This window comes from Enterobacter sp. 3U4, from assembly GCF_057224565.1.
This window is the reverse complement of sequence record NZ_CP136665.1, coordinates 1,753,726-1,767,104: the sequence shown is the minus strand read 5'-3', so window position 1 is coordinate 1,767,104 and position 13,379 is coordinate 1,753,726. Positions and strand designations below refer to the sequence as shown.

Sequence of the window (13,379 nt, the reverse complement as noted above, 5' to 3'; positions counted from 1 at the left end):
ATGCTATGATTCATCCAGGACAAAAATAACAACAGAATGAATCACATGAATAAACTCGACGCCTTTATCCAGCACGCGGTCAGCTCCGTTCCCGTCAGCGGGACCTCGCTTATCTCCTCGCTATACGGTGACGCGCTTTCCCATCGCGGCGGTGAGATTTGGCTCGGCAGCCTGGCCGCCCTGCTGGAAGGCATGGGGTTTGGCGAACGGTTCGTGCGCACAGCGCTGTTTCGCCTCAACAAAGAGGGCTGGCTGGACGTCTCGCGCATCGGGCGACGCAGCTTTTACCGCCTGAGCGATAAGGGGCTGCGCCTGACGCGCCGGGCGGAGAATAAGATCTACCGTGCGGAACTGCCTGCCTGGGACGGCAAATGGCTATTGCTGCTCTCGGAAGGGCTGGACAAAACCACCCTCGCCGATGTCAAAAAGCAGCTGATCTGGCAGGGGTTTGGCACGCTGGCGCCGAGCCTGATGGCCTCGCCGTCGCAGCATCTGGCGGACGTGCAGTCCCTGCTTCACGATGCCGGCGTGGCGGAAAACGTGATTTTCTTTGAAGCCCACTCGCCGCTGGCGCTCTCCCGCGCCGCGCTGCGTTCGCGCGTAGAAGAGTGCTGGCAGTTAACCGAGCAAAACGCGATGTACGAGTCGTTTATCAGCTCGTTCCGGCCGCTGCTGCCGCTGCTGAAAGAGGCCGCGCCGGAGGAGCTGACGCCGGAACGCTGCTTCCAGATCCAGCTGCTGCTGATTCACTTTTATCGTCGCGTAGTGCTGAAGGACCCGCTGCTGCCGGAAGAGTTACTGCCCGCGCACTGGGCGGGGCAAAGCGCCCGACAGCTCTGCATTAATATCTATCAGCGTGTCGCGCCGGGGGCGCTGGCGTTTGTCAGCGAAAAGGGCGAAACCTCTGTAGGCGAACTGCCCGTGCCCGGCACGCTTTACTATCAACGCTTTGGTGGTCTTACAAGCGCATAAGGAGTGAAGATGCCAGTTTATCAAATTGACGGTCTTACGCCGGTCGTGCCTGACGAGAGCTACGTTCACCCGACGGCGGTCCTGATTGGGGACGTGATTTTGGGCAAAGGCGTTTACGTTGGTCCTAACGCCAGCCTGCGCGGTGATTTTGGCCGTATCGTGGTGAAAGACGGCGCCAACATTCAGGATAACTGCGTGATGCACGGCTTCCCGGAGCAGGACACGGTGGTGGAAGAGGACGGGCATATCGGGCACAGCGCCATTCTCCACGGCTGCGTGATCCGCCGCAATGCGCTGGTGGGCATGAACGCGGTGGTGATGGACGGCGCGGTCATCGGTGAAAACAGCATCGTCGGCGCGGCGGCGTTCGTGAAGGCCAAAGCGGAGATGCCCGCCAACCATTTGATCATCGGCAGCCCGGCCAAAGCGATCCGTGAGCTGAGCGAGCAGGAGCTGGCCTGGAAGCAGCAGGGCACGCGGGAATACCAGGTTCTTGTGGAACGCTGCAAGCTCACTATGCACCAGGTCGAGCCGCTGCGCGAGGCTGAGCCTGACCGGAAACGGCTGACGTTTGACGAGAATTTGCGGCCAAAGTCTGCGGTGTAGGACGGGAAGATCGCGCCACGGCACTAACGGGAAGAAGTTACCCCGCCTCACCATGCTATAAATCCTCCGACACAGACTCATCACGATAGAGGACGCAGAGTTATGCTGAGAGGAAAACGCGCTGTTATCACGGGTGGCGGTGGGGGATTTGGTCAGGCGCTTTGCGTCTGGCTGGCGCGAGAGGGCGCTGACGTGGATTTTAGCGCCCGTCGGGTCGAGGATATAGAAAAAACCTGCGCTCTCATCGCGGCTGAAGGGGGTGTGGCAAGCGGGTATATCTGCGATTTAGCCCAGCCGGAATCCGTTTCTCAGTTCTCTTCACAGGTCTTACGTTCAGACAGGCCAATCGATATTTTAATACTGAATGCTGCTCAGTGGCTGTCAGGGACGATAGACGAACAATCGAGCACAGAAATCGTCAGTACCGTCAGTTCAGGCCTGACTGGTTCAATCCTGCTCACCCAGGCGCTGCTTCCAGGATTGCGACGCTCAGAGAGCGCTGACATCATTGCGATTATTTCCGCATGCGGTATTCCGAATTTTACAGATTCCATTGCCCATCCCGCTTTTTTTGCCAGCAAACACGGGCTCGGCGGCTTTACAACGAAACTGTCAGAACACTTATCCAAAGAAAATATTCGGGTAACCGGGCTATATCCGCCTGATTTTGAACTGACCGGTTTAGATGCGCATGTCGATAATCAAACAAGAATGGGGGAGCGTCTGGTGAATGGACGGTCCATCTGGGAAACGATGCGTTTTGTGCTGACTCAGCCTCGAAGTTGCCATATTAGTACCATCTACTTTCAGGGGCCCACTCGTGAAGATCTGGCACATCAGGCATGAATCTGACGGCGGGCGTTCACCGTTATTGCTGATAAACGCGTTCAGGCATCCCATTACTCGCAAAACGGTTGCCAGAGATAGCAGGGCTGTCTTTTTTCGCCATATCCATCAAAAGCGCGATGCCAATGTAATTACTCCAGTTAAAGGTATTTTGCAGCACCACCACCGCATTGCCTCTTTCTTTGTCATAACCGATAAAGCTGGAGTAGCCGCCGATATAGCCGACCTGATAGGTGATTTTCTCCAGACCGATAAAGTCGGTGGTCCAGGCAAAATACCCTGTACTCCGTCAGGTCGTTGAATGTCGGTATCCCTGACTTCGGCAAAGACGCTGTCCAGTAAGCGATTGTGAGTCGTCGATACGTGATAGCGCGCATAGGCCGCCAGATCTTCAGCGTTGCTGTATAAGCTCGCTGCCGCCACCATATTATTGGAAAAATGCCAGTCCGGGGTGAGCTGCCCGCGCGGGATAAATTTAGGCTGATCGCCCGCGTGGCCAAGCGCCCGCTGGGGGTATCCTTTTAGCTGCTGCGGCGTAAAGCTGCTGTTGGCCATCTGCAGCGGATGGAAAATATAGCGCGAGGCTAAATTCTGCATATCTTTGCCGGTTTTGTGTTTCAGGATATAGCCGATCAGCGCGTAGCCGGTATTGGAGTATTGCGGAACTTTATTTTTTGGCGCTCGCCAGTCGGCGAGGTAGCTCAGCACGTTATCGCTATCCAGCTCACCGTAGAAATTATCGCCCGTGCTTAAATAGCCGATGAATTTTCCAAGCATCGGAACATCCATATTCTGACGCGGCAGGCCGGAGGTGTGGGTGACCAGTTCAAGCAGGGTGATTTTTTGTGCATCCGCGCTAAGCGGCGTACCCGGCGGTAGCAATGTCGCCAGGTTATCGTTCCAGTTCAGTTGCCCTTCATTGACCAGACAAGCCACCACTTCCGCCGTGATCCCTTTGCTGAGCGAGCCGAGTGCAAACAGGGTGTCTGGCCTGACCGGATAGCGATTGACCGCATCGGTTACGCCCCAGGCGTAAAACTTCGGTGAGCTGTGATTATGGATCACCGCGACCGTCATTCCAGGCACGGATTTTTGCGCCATATAGTGACGCACCACGCTGTCAACGTCGCCATCCAGCGAGTCATGGGTGAGAAGTTCCTGAGTACCTTCCGGGGAGGACATTTGTGAGAGCGTGCCACAGCCGCTGAGGAGTGGAAGAGTAAGCAGAAGCCAGTGAATTTTTTTTGTTATGTTCTGCATACCTGATAGCGAGCGTAGGGGTCATTGGCGCGCCAGGAATGTATCACACTTGGCCTGCTTGAATGTAAACTTTGTACACGGTGACGGCCTTGTTGAGGGTCACCGTGACTTTACGGCCTGAATTGAAGGATTTTAATATGACTCGCTTTTATCAACTTAGCGCCACCCGTCTCGATGGGCAGCTTAATTCAATGGCCGACTATGCGGGAAAGGTGGTTTTGGTCGTGAATACTGCCAGCCAGTGTGGATTCACGCCGCAATATGCTGGTCTTGAAGCGCTATACAAGAAATACGCCGATCGAGGGCTGGTGGTGCTGGGATTCCCATGTAACCAGTTCGGTAAACAGGAACCCGGCGGCACCGACGAAATCTCGAAAACCTGTTACATCAACTACGGCGTGAGCTTCCCGATGTTTGAGAAGGTCGAGGTTAACGGTAGCGCAGCACACCCGCTGTTTCGTTATCTGAAAAACGAATTGCCCGGCGTGCTGGGTGGGCGGATTAAGTGGAACTTTACTAAGTTTCTGATCGGACGCGACGGTAAACCGCTCAAGCGTTTTGCACCGATGACGACGCCAGAAAAAATAGACCCTGCAATTTTTGCAGCACTGGAAATGTAAGGTTTGTGATAGCCGAACCGTTCTCCTTTAGAGCATGCCGAAATACTCATACTGGAGAGATGATAACGCCCGCTCTGTGCTCCTGTCGGACTAAACGCTATTTTTTACGCGTTGTGCCGGGAGCGGACGTTATTGTTCATAACAGCAGACGGCTCGCTAATGAAGAGGAACGCAGAGTAGCTGCTCCACACTAGCATAGCGAGCATATAAATTATAAAGCTATTTTTTCGACAAGAAAAAGGTTTCCTGAATTCGTTGGTTATTATCCTTCACTATTTTATCTGATGCTTCTAAAACAGATTTCAAAACTGAAGTCTCTTTGCCAAATTTTATGGATTGGGTATCTATTGTGAGATTGTACGCCGGAATGTTTTCAGCGTGATATACATTGTGGATCTTCAGCGTCAGTGTTGCAGGAACTTTTAAAGAAAGTTTGTCTACAGTGGTTTTTTTATCATCGGATTTATCTTTGTTATACTCATCAATAATTGACTGAATTTCGCTCTTAATGCTGTTTTGATAGGAGCCGATAGATAAATCGGTCAGTTTGAAGATAGATGAGTTGTCACTGTCAGTTTTTAATTCAACATCGATAAATGCATTCTCACTATAAACTTTTCCTAATGATACATGACCGTTATCATTACTTAAAATGTTCTGCTTCTTAAATTCTATATTTCCTGACAGCATCGCAGCTGATAGCAATACTGACGCGCCAATTATTACACTCGATATGATGATTTTCATTTTTTTCCTTGATAAATTAAATTCACTTTTTGGGGTTTGACGTTGTTAGTGTGCCAGACTCATCAATAACTAACGCCAGGTCTGTAATTGAGTGTTTTTTGATCTTCGCGATCCTGATATTTCGCTAAGAGAGCCCTGCCCATCTTTTGAAGCGTAGTGTTTGAGAAAGCATGTCACTCCTCTGTTTGTTAGCACTTTGGAACCATATTACAATCTATTATTTTGAGTTAAAACAGTTATTTTTTGTAACGCGCCAGTTCCTGGTTCTGTCCCTGGCAGATGAGAGAATATAAAGAGGGATTAGCTCAACGTAACGAAAAAGGCCCCATCAGGAGCCTTGTCTGCTTTTACAATCGACTGCGTTTCGCCTGAATTAGAAGCGATATTGCAGACCCGCTGTAATGGTATAGTTGTGGTTAGAAATACCTGCCGCATCCCCACCAATAGAGCCGGAGTCACCGGTATTGGTATCAATAATCTGCGTACCGCCTTTACCTTCTTCGTAACTGCTATAGGTAAATTCAGCAAAAACTTTGGCGTTCGGCGTCACGTAATATCCCGCATCAACAGACGCACCATAATAGCGGGAATCCGATGTCTTCTCGCGGAAGGTCAGATCGCGCATGTAGTGTTCGTCGTTATCATGTGCACGCACCCAGTCACTGAATTTGAACAGGGCATTAAATTCAAAGTCATTGAAGCGGTACTGACCTGCAAGACCAATATACGGCATAGAGAAACGCTGGCTATAGCCAATACCGCGTTCGCCTGCCGGGAAGTTCCCCTGATAGGCGCCGTTGTCGTAGTTGTAAGAGCCACCGGTCGCCGTCCAGCTGAAGCGGGTTTCCTGATAACCTGCGGTTACGCCCGCTTTATAGTTGTCGCCCTGGAAGATCCAGCCTTTAACGTTGAGATCGTATTCATTGGCATAGTTCACGTTGGTCGCAGGGTGGCTTGAGTGGTCTGTCCAGGAGGATTGTTTTGCATTCATCCAGTCATAGTCATCCATATGACCAGAGCCTGATGCCAGAGATGTCCAGCCGCGAGCGTTAAGTGTCAAAAATGAGTATGCATCCCAGGAAATATCGCCTTTAAGAATAGCAACATTTTTTATTTTCCAGTCCAGCTGGCTAATTTTTCTTCCTGTGACTTCGTCATAAACCATCTCGTGGGATTTTCCGCTCAGCATCCCGGCAGAGGCTGAAACCGTTAAACTTTCCGGTGAAAAATCAGGTATGGCTTGTGAGGAACCTGCATATACTGCCCCTGAAAACGCGGCCATCATCATTCCCGCAACAATATTTCTTGTCATTTTTATTTCCCTAAAACAAATTAATCAATGAGTTGCAGGGGAATATTAAAAGTCACACAAATAAGAATCAACTGCCAGTTTTGGTAATTTTTTATAATTTGACGTAAGGAGCGGTATTTGACTTTAGGCCACCTGAGGAGGAGGCCGATAATATTTAAATCATTACTGTCTCGATGCGAAATAACGGTCAGCTGCGGATAAAATTTCGCTTTTCATTGTGGTACGCGCTTCTGAAAACGGCACCACAAACGCATCCTCATTACCCCCGCAGCCACGGTGTAATCGTCAGCCCGGTAAGTAAACCTTCCGGGCTGAGCAGGCGAGTAACGGTCTGGCCCCACGGTTCGGTGCGGTTAGCCACCAGCAGCCGATAGCCTTTGTCACTCAGAATGCGGGTAGCCGAGTCCAGATCCTGCACCTCATACTCAACCCATCCCTGCGGTATCGGGTGCTCAGCGGGCCACTGTTCTTCTCCAAAGCAGGACGTAGCCGCCTGCGCGAGCGGCCAGACGGCAAAATGCTTCACGCCTGCCAGCTTGCCCTCTTCAGTGAGCAGATAATCGGTATTCCCCTCCATCGGCTTCAGAGGAAGGCCGAGTGTCTGGACATAAAACGCGGTGCTGGACTCCGTATCCCGAGAAATTGGCCCGAACCCGGCGACAAATAAGACATCAATTGCTGGTAACGTCTGCGACATATCCACTCCTGAATGAGGTGAAATTCACCCTGAATTTATCTTACGACCGGCTGAAATACGACCCTCAATTCTGGTATCGCATTCATCATGCCTGCACGTCCACGACGGGTTTAAAATTCAGCGCGATGACGATCAGCAGCACGACTCCCGCACTCATGATCAGCCATGCGCTGGTCAGCGAGACCGAACTGTCGCGAACGATCCCCGCAATTAACGGCATAAGCGCGGCAATCATATATCCACCTCCCTGAACTTTAGACAGTAACTTCCCGGCCTGCGCGGGCGTTCGTGCATGATCGAACGTGACGATGAGCGACAGCGGGAAGAGGGCGCCGATCCCGGTGCCAAGCAGCAGCGTGGATAACACAGGCGTCGTACCCGGCGAAAAGACCAGACACAGTAATCCCGCCAGCAGCAGCAACAGTACGGCAATCAGCGGCATCCGACGGTCGGGGAATTTACCGATCAGCGCGGAGACGGCAAACCCGGCGACAACCTCGGTTAACGTCAGCCAGGCCAGCATGTAGCCGCTGCTGCGTGCGGACCATCCCGCCTGAATATAGAGCGGGGGCAGCCAGGCCAATACCAGCGTATATGCACCTGTTCCCACGCCGAAAAAGAGCAACAGCAGTGCTGTACGGGAGGACGAGAGCGTAACGGTTTCGTGTGCGGGTTTTTCCCCTTGAGGATGTTTAACCAGAGTTAACCACAGTATCAACGCCAGCAGCGCTAACAGCCCGGCCATAGCCAGTGCGGGCTTGAGCGTGAGCCATGAAAACAGCGGCTCGGCGCTGGCGGCGGCGACTGCAGCACCGGCCATAATGCCCGTGCTGAATAGCGACATAATCGTGCTGGCCGTTTGCGTATACTCCTTTTTTATCAGGGCAGGCATTAACGCCTGGATCGTGCCTATGCTGGCTCCGCCCAGTAACGCGGTGCCCATAAGACTCTCCGGTGAGGCGCTAAAAGCGCGTAATAAGCAGGCCACAAGCAGGATGAACAGCCCGAACGTAATTCCCCGTACGGCGCCGACTCTGGCTAAAAGCCAGGGTCCCGACAGGGCAGCCAGTCCCATCATCGCCACCGGCAGGGTGGTCAGCAGGCTGAATTGCGTCGCGGTCAGACCCGCTTCGCGCTGCAGCACGGAGAAAAGTGGTCCGACCGAGGCCAGAATGGGGCGCAGGTTCAGCCCGACGATAAAAGCGATAACGGCGAAGAGTAACGATGGTGTGCGTTTCAACATGGCATCCTTTTCGGTTGTGAATGGCCCGGGCAAATCGCTGCGAGCATTTATCTTAACGTTAAGATAAAATGTGTTTTTGCGTAAGATGTACCGCACAACAGGATAAATACCCACCCCATTAGAGGTGAAAATGAAAGACCATGTAGATTTCGTAGTCGGCCAGTGGAGCCGCGCCATGCCGGAGCTGGACGCCTCGTCGATGAAGATTTTTGGCCGAATGCTACGGCTGATGAAGCATCTGGGAAAAGAATGGGCGGAGGCGATGGCGCAGTTTGGCTTTCGCGAGGGCGAGTTTGACGTGCTCGCCACGCTGCGCCGCGCCGGTGAGCCGTACTGCCTTTCTCCCACGCAGCTGTATACGTCGCTGTTGATCACCTCAGGGGCGATGACGAACCGGCTCAACCATCTTGAACAGCAAGGCCTTATCAGGCGGATCGCCGATCCCGATGACAAGCGCAGCTCGCTCGTCAGCCTGACGCCGCACGGGCAGGCTCGTATCGAACAGGCGCTGCTCGTGCATACACAAACGCAAAATGCGCTGCTGAGAAACCTCTCTGAGGCGCAACGCGCGCAGCTTGAGTCCCTGCTCAGGGTGCTGCTGCTGACGTTTCCGGCTGAGGAATGGGGTTAAACGTCACCGAGTGCCGATAATACAAAAATTGCATGATTACACCTTACAGAAAGGGAACGTATGTCATTACCGCCACTGTATGCGCTGCGCGCGTTTGAAGTTGCCGCACGGCTGAACTCCTTCAGCAAAGCGGCTGAAACACTCCATATCACGCCGGGGGCGGTCAGCAGGCATGTCCAGACGCTTGAAATGTGGTTCGACTGCGAGCTGTTTAAGCGGCAGGGGCCGAGAGTGGAGGTCAGCGATGCCGGGCGTATTCTGGCCGGGCAGCTTAGCGAAAGTTTCTCGAACATTGAGTGGGCCTGTCGCGCATTCAAAAGTGAAAACCATCTTCTGCGCCTCAAAGCGCCCAGCTCGCTGACGATGCGATGGCTTCTGGATGTGCTTAAATCCTTCCGCGAGAACCACGCGAAGCCGAAAATCGAAATTGCCAGCGTCTGGATGGACTTCGACACGGTTGACTTCAGCCGGGAACCTTACGATTGTGCGATCCTCCTCGGTAACGGCTATTTCGGCGAATCAACCGAGAGTCGGCTGCTGTTCAGCGAATGGCTTATTCCGGTTTGTTCTCCGACTTTGCTGGAGTCGGCCCGGCATCAGCTTCCCGAGTGCGATCTTATTCATCCGTCACCGGACAGACGGGACTGGAAGCGCTGGCTGAAAAGGACGGGCCTATTCCCCGGCCTCGACATGAGCGGTGGGATCGTGTTCGATACCCTGGAGCAGGGAAGCCTTGCGGCCATGCACGGACACGGCGTGGCGATGGCCGATCTCCGGCTCACGCTCGACGCGCTGAAAAGCGGCCTGCTCGCGCTGCCCTTCAGGGAGGCAACAGCAACAGGGGACGGTTACTACCTTGTCTGGCCCAAAAATTCCCTCAGAGGACAGAGTATTGAGCGTTTGCTGGACTGGCTTAATCTCCATAAACCCGTTGTTCCCGCGCTGGATATTGTCTGTCTTAACTACGATGAGAAACGGCGCTGAGGCAATCGTGACTTTCGCCCGGCGGCGCTGCGCTTGCACGGGCCTGCAACATTATGCGTAGGGAATATTTGCCATTTGTTTATACCTTTCCGGCAGCGCGCTGTTCAGATTAAGCAATTTATCGAGAATATAAAGCGCAGGCGTACCTTTTTCGCGCTCAGCTTCAATCAGCGCTGAGCGTAACACATTGGCGGCAGCGGTGATTGTTCGGAAAAAATCCTCGGAACCAGGCGTCTGAACTTCACCTGACCCGGCGTAACGCACCCGGGGCCAGTCCGCGAAGTCCAGCACCGGAAGGAGCCCTTCTTCTTTTGGTAAATGCGCAGAGAGCAACTCTTCTGCGTTACCCGGATTGCTTTGGGCGAAAGAGAGGAGGTGCAGTCGATGAATAAAGGGTGAAAGCACCTCAGCGCTATCGCCTTCTGACGAAAGTAACGTTATTAACGCATGTATATTTTCACCCGCGATGTTTTTTTCAGGTGAGATCATTTTCATTAGATGAAATAAAACATCGAGTGTCATACGTACTCCATAGACATGCAGGTTTATTTATTATTTGAATTTCGCTCTCTGTTCCAGGTAAGGAAGAGACCGGGAATGAAGGGATGGTATTTCAATGCGATCGGGTTTTAAAAACGAGAAATAGTCGGAATCAATGTGAGTTTTACTCAACGTTGCGCTTTGGAGAGCAATCTCGCGCATCCTCACGTTGCAGCGATTTGTTTCACAAATCCCATCGCTCCTCGACCGTTCAGAATGGTATAACGTCCTGCGGCAATCGGGTTGCCGCAGACAGCCCACATTCCTAAAGGTGTATATGAAACAAATAACGTTCAGTGACCTGCAGCAGCAAAGCGAGCAGGCTGCCAATTCTCCTCGCTTACGCGCGCATCGCAATTTACACCCTGAACTGAGCGACCCGGTGCAGCGCCTGGCCATCGCGATGGAACCCGGCACCTATGTTCGCCCCCATCGCCACCCGCATACGTTTGAGCTGCTGACGGCGCTGAGCGGGCGCTTTCTGGTGTTGAATTTTGATGACAGCGGTAACGTGACCCAGCGCGTGGTGTTAGGTGAAGACTGCAAAGTGCTGGAGATGGATGCCGGTACCTGGCATGCCGTGCTGTCGCTGGATAAGGGCGGCGTTATTTTTGAGGTAAAACACGGCGGCTACCAGCCTGTTCCGGAGCATGATACCGCCCCATGGTCACCGGCAGAAAACGAGCCTGGCACCGAGAAGCTGATGAAATGGTACGCTCAGGCACAGGTGGGTGACGCTGGTTTTACCCTGTAATTGTGCACTCATGTCCCCGGCGCGCAAAGGCGCACCGGGGAAGAGAGAGACGAACGCGCCAACTCAACTCGCCCTATTAAAATGCCAGTCGCGGGCAGCCGACAGCGTCACGAACGGACCTGCCAGGGTGCTGTTGTGATGGGCAATAATGTCGCTGGCGGATAAATAGTCATTATCCATTGTGGTATGCGCATCAGAAATCAATACCGTCCTGAACCCCAGCTCCGGTGCGGCCCGACAGGTCGTATCAACGCAAAACTCTGTTTTCATCCCGGCAATGACCAGCTGTTTGACACCTCGCTGATTAAGTTCTCGTAACAATACCGTATCCCTAAAACAGCTTGGATAGCGCTTGGTGAAAACAACATCCTGCTCCTTCACGCCCAGCTCGGGTATCAGCTGTGTTAACGGCCCCTTCTCTGAGAGCGGGGAGTCGTCTGGTCCAATATGGCGGGCAAAAAAGACCGGTACCTGCGCGTGTCGCGCGTGGGTGATTAACAGACGGATATTTTCCAGAATGGTATCGGCGGAAAAGGGGGAAACCGGACCCCGGAAGAGGCCCTGCTGCATGTCGATAACCAGGAGTGCATTGTCAGACGAAACCATTTTATTTCTCCATTCAGAGGGTGGTGAACGGAGAGATATTTCCCCGTCCAGGCTGGCGGGGATTGAGGTTCTGTTTGTCAGTCGTTTGCTACAGATACACTCACGCCGCCGAAGGTTCCGGTGGTGGTGAGCGTGGTTGTTGGCTGAGCTGACTGATACATGCAATGACCTTTGTTTATTTCGCTGTTAGCGCAACTATCGCGTACAGTTATAGCGCTGGTGAGAGATTCTCTTCAATACACCAACATCAGTAGGTGCAACGTTAGCGTTGCGCCTGGCTGATATTATTTAATACTGCCGAGCCCTTGCAGGAAATCCTCAACCTGCTCAGGCGTCGCCGTATCTGCCTGGTAAAGGATATCGAGCTTGACGTTCTTCAACCCGCAGAAGCCAAATACACCTTCGATAATCTGCGTCTGAATCGCCGTCGAATAGCCGTGTTTATCAAATCCGGTCAGATCGCTGCCGCCGGTGGCAATCAGACGGACGGGAACATCACGTAAGTTGCCTACAATCCGGCCATCTTCGGCCACCTTATACGCCCAGTTCAGGGTTAATACGCGATCGAACCAGCCTTTCAACAGCGCGGGGACCGACCACCAGTACACCGGGAAGACAAACACCAGCATATCCGCTCGCTCGACGCGCTGCTGCTCGCGCAGAATATCGTCGGGAAGGGCGCTCGGATCGCCATGATACAAATCGAGATCGGGACGAGACATGGCTGGATTAAACCCTTCAGCATGCAGATCGGCGATCTCAACCTGTGTTCCTTGCTCGCGTAATTTCCCGGCAACACGGGCTGCCAGCGTATGTGATAACGAATTGTCGATCGGGTGTGCCGTCACGATCAGCGCGTTTTTAATGGCATTTGTAGCAGACATAGCGACCTCGGATGGGTGAGAATTGACTCCTATATTACTATTGGTAACTTATGTGTCAATCCGCCACCGACGATCATTTTGTGCTATTCGCGTAGGTCTCCAGCACCCCGGTCATGGCGCCGCTGAGCGTATCTTCAGCAACGTTTCGGGCGAGCACGCCGTTGCCCGCCGCGGTGCTGAGCGCCTCCGCCGCGCCAATGATGGCCGTCAGTACCGCTTCCCCCTGAACGCCTTTTAAGACGATAAAAGGGGCAAGCGCGGTACGCAGGCAGTCGGCACATTCGGCCACGCATGCTTCCCGGAACGTCTGCAGCGCGCGAGAACCGGACAGCGCCGCGGCGATTGGCCCGGTTTCAGGCCCGGCGGCAATCGCGCAGTCGATATAGGCCGCGCTGAAAAAGCGGATCGTCTTTTCCAGCGTTTTGCCGTCAACCGCCAGCGTCTCGCGGAATTTCGCCAGTTGCCGATCGCTATAGTCCTGATACAGCGCCATCAGCAGCCCTTCACGATCGCCGAAGTGGTCGTAGGGGATAGGCTTGGTCACGTTGGCCCGCTCGGCCAGATAGCCAAGGGTCAACGCCTCGGTGCCTTGCTGACGCACGATCCCACGCGCAACCTCCAGCAGCTGCACGCGGCGGTCCTCTTTTCTTAAGCGCTTAACAACCATGCTTTCCTCA

The 13,379-nt window shown here is 53.3% G+C and carries 15 protein-coding genes and 1 pseudogene; 7 read left to right on the top strand and 9 right to left on the bottom strand.

Annotation, left to right across the window (positions count from 1 at the left end):
- Positions 1 to 36 precede the first annotated feature (36 nt).
- The 3 genes from paaX (at position 37) to RVY89_RS08280 (ending at position 2,424) form a co-directional block, all read left to right on the top strand.
- Positions 37 to 972 (top strand): phenylacetic acid degradation operon negative regulatory protein PaaX, encoded by a 936-nt coding sequence (gene paaX / locus RVY89_RS08290; RefSeq protein WP_028016008.1) that lies wholly within the window; start codon positions 37 to 39, stop codon positions 970 to 972.
- 9 nt (positions 973 to 981) lie between these two features.
- A complete protein-coding gene (gene paaY / locus RVY89_RS08285) occupies positions 982 to 1,578 on the top strand; it encodes a phenylacetic acid degradation protein PaaY (RefSeq protein WP_023619119.1) in 597 nt (198 codons plus the stop codon).
- Positions 1,579 to 1,680: 102 nt separating this feature from the next.
- Positions 1,681 to 2,424, top strand: a complete 744-nt coding sequence (locus RVY89_RS08280) for an SDR family oxidoreductase (RefSeq protein ID WP_484827496.1) — start codon at positions 1,681 to 1,683, stop codon at positions 2,422 to 2,424.
- Between the two features lie 22 nt (positions 2,425 to 2,446).
- Here the strand turns inward: RVY89_RS08280 and RVY89_RS08275 are convergent.
- Positions 2,447 to 3,684: pseudogene (locus RVY89_RS08275) on the bottom strand (serine hydrolase domain-containing protein).
- 137 nt (positions 3,685 to 3,821) lie between these two features.
- On the opposite strand from RVY89_RS08275, the gene RVY89_RS08270 reads away from it, so the two are divergent.
- Entirely contained in the window at positions 3,822 to 4,304 is a 483-nt protein-coding gene (locus tag RVY89_RS08270) for a glutathione peroxidase (protein ID WP_484827495.1), read from the top strand.
- A 219-nt stretch (positions 4,305 to 4,523) separates the two neighbouring features.
- Here RVY89_RS08270 and RVY89_RS08265 read toward each other — a convergent pair whose 3' ends face one another.
- The 4 genes from RVY89_RS08265 to RVY89_RS08250 form a co-directional block, all read right to left on the bottom strand.
- On the bottom strand, positions 4,524 to 5,051 hold the full coding sequence (locus RVY89_RS08265; RefSeq protein WP_484827494.1) for a hypothetical protein: 528 nt from the start codon (positions 5,049 to 5,051) through the stop codon (positions 4,524 to 4,526).
- A 373-nt stretch (positions 5,052 to 5,424) separates the two neighbouring features.
- Entirely contained in the window at positions 5,425 to 6,363 is a 939-nt protein-coding gene (locus RVY89_RS08260; protein ID WP_484827493.1) for an omptin family outer membrane protease, read from the bottom strand.
- Between the two features lie 259 nt (positions 6,364 to 6,622).
- Positions 6,623 to 7,060, bottom strand: coding sequence for a VOC family protein (locus tag RVY89_RS08255; protein WP_484827492.1), 438 nt, complete (start codon positions 7,058 to 7,060; stop codon positions 6,623 to 6,625).
- 85 nt (positions 7,061 to 7,145) lie between these two features.
- A complete protein-coding gene (locus RVY89_RS08250; RefSeq protein ID WP_484827491.1) occupies positions 7,146 to 8,303 on the bottom strand; it encodes an MFS transporter in 1,158 nt (385 codons plus the stop codon).
- A 130-nt stretch (positions 8,304 to 8,433) separates the two neighbouring features.
- Between RVY89_RS08250 and RVY89_RS08245 the strand changes: the two genes are divergently transcribed.
- Both RVY89_RS08245 and RVY89_RS08240 read left to right on the top strand, forming a co-directional pair.
- Positions 8,434 to 8,934: a MarR family winged helix-turn-helix transcriptional regulator gene (locus RVY89_RS08245; RefSeq protein WP_484827490.1), complete on the top strand. Its 501-nt coding sequence runs from the start codon at positions 8,434 to 8,436 to the stop codon at positions 8,932 to 8,934.
- A 60-nt stretch (positions 8,935 to 8,994) separates the two neighbouring features.
- The gene (locus tag RVY89_RS08240; protein WP_484827489.1) at positions 8,995 to 9,918 is read left to right on the top strand and encodes a LysR substrate-binding domain-containing protein; all 924 of its coding nucleotides are present in this window, start codon (positions 8,995 to 8,997) and stop codon (positions 9,916 to 9,918) included.
- A 51-nt stretch (positions 9,919 to 9,969) separates the two neighbouring features.
- Here RVY89_RS08240 and RVY89_RS08235 read toward each other — a convergent pair whose 3' ends face one another.
- Positions 9,970 to 10,440: a hypothetical protein gene (locus tag RVY89_RS08235; RefSeq protein WP_484827488.1), complete on the bottom strand. Its 471-nt coding sequence runs from the start codon at positions 10,438 to 10,440 to the stop codon at positions 9,970 to 9,972.
- A 295-nt stretch (positions 10,441 to 10,735) separates the two neighbouring features.
- Here RVY89_RS08235 and RVY89_RS08230 point away from each other — a divergent pair, with 295 nt between their 5' ends.
- Entirely contained in the window at positions 10,736 to 11,212 is a 477-nt protein-coding gene (locus RVY89_RS08230) for a WbuC family cupin fold metalloprotein (RefSeq protein WP_484827487.1), read from the top strand.
- A gap of 63 nt (positions 11,213 to 11,275) precedes the next feature.
- Here the strand turns inward: RVY89_RS08230 and RVY89_RS08225 are convergent, their stop codons facing one another.
- The 3 genes from RVY89_RS08225 to RVY89_RS08215 form a co-directional block, all read right to left on the bottom strand.
- On the bottom strand, positions 11,276 to 11,818 hold the full coding sequence (locus tag RVY89_RS08225; protein WP_484827486.1) for a cysteine hydrolase family protein: 543 nt from the start codon (positions 11,816 to 11,818) through the stop codon (positions 11,276 to 11,278).
- 284 nt (positions 11,819 to 12,102) lie between these two features.
- Positions 12,103 to 12,702, bottom strand: coding sequence for an NAD(P)H-dependent oxidoreductase (locus RVY89_RS08220; protein WP_484827485.1), 600 nt, complete (start codon positions 12,700 to 12,702; stop codon positions 12,103 to 12,105).
- A 73-nt stretch (positions 12,703 to 12,775) separates the two neighbouring features.
- Positions 12,776 to 13,369 carry a TetR/AcrR family transcriptional regulator gene (locus RVY89_RS08215; RefSeq protein WP_484827484.1) on the bottom strand — a complete coding sequence of 198 codons (594 nt, stop codon included), beginning with the start codon at positions 13,367 to 13,369 and terminating at the stop codon, positions 12,776 to 12,778.
- Positions 13,370 to 13,379: the final 10 nt, after the last annotated feature.

Bases quoted from the DNA above. Each gene is read 5' to 3' on its own strand.
- paaX (WP_028016008.1), top strand. From the start codon at position 37: ATGAATCACATGAATAAACTCGACGCCTTTATCCAGCACGCGGTCAGC.
- paaY (WP_023619119.1), top strand. From the start codon at position 982: ATGCCAGTTTATCAAATTGACGGTCTTACGCCGGTCGTGCCTGACGAG.
- RVY89_RS08280 (WP_484827496.1), top strand. From the start codon at position 1,681: ATGCTGAGAGGAAAACGCGCTGTTATCACGGGTGGCGGTGGGGGATTT.
- RVY89_RS08270 (WP_484827495.1), top strand. From the start codon at position 3,822: ATGACTCGCTTTTATCAACTTAGCGCCACCCGTCTCGATGGGCAGCTT.
- RVY89_RS08265 (WP_484827494.1), bottom strand. From the start codon at position 5,051: ATGAAAATCATCATATCGAGTGTAATAATTGGCGCGTCAGTATTGCTA.
- RVY89_RS08260 (WP_484827493.1), bottom strand. From the start codon at position 6,363: ATGACAAGAAATATTGTTGCGGGAATGATGATGGCCGCGTTTTCAGGG.
- RVY89_RS08255 (WP_484827492.1), bottom strand. From the start codon at position 7,060: ATGTCGCAGACGTTACCAGCAATTGATGTCTTATTTGTCGCCGGGTTC.
- RVY89_RS08250 (WP_484827491.1), bottom strand. From the start codon at position 8,303: ATGTTGAAACGCACACCATCGTTACTCTTCGCCGTTATCGCTTTTATC.
- RVY89_RS08245 (WP_484827490.1), top strand. From the start codon at position 8,434: ATGAAAGACCATGTAGATTTCGTAGTCGGCCAGTGGAGCCGCGCCATG.
- RVY89_RS08240 (WP_484827489.1), top strand. From the start codon at position 8,995: ATGTCATTACCGCCACTGTATGCGCTGCGCGCGTTTGAAGTTGCCGCA.
- RVY89_RS08235 (WP_484827488.1), bottom strand. From the start codon at position 10,440: ATGACACTCGATGTTTTATTTCATCTAATGAAAATGATCTCACCTGAA.
- RVY89_RS08230 (WP_484827487.1), top strand. From the start codon at position 10,736: ATGAAACAAATAACGTTCAGTGACCTGCAGCAGCAAAGCGAGCAGGCT.
- RVY89_RS08225 (WP_484827486.1), bottom strand. From the start codon at position 11,818: ATGGTTTCGTCTGACAATGCACTCCTGGTTATCGACATGCAGCAGGGC.
- RVY89_RS08220 (WP_484827485.1), bottom strand. From the start codon at position 12,702: ATGTCTGCTACAAATGCCATTAAAAACGCGCTGATCGTGACGGCACAC.
- RVY89_RS08215 (WP_484827484.1), bottom strand. From the start codon at position 13,369: ATGGTTGTTAAGCGCTTAAGAAAAGAGGACCGCCGCGTGCAGCTGCTG.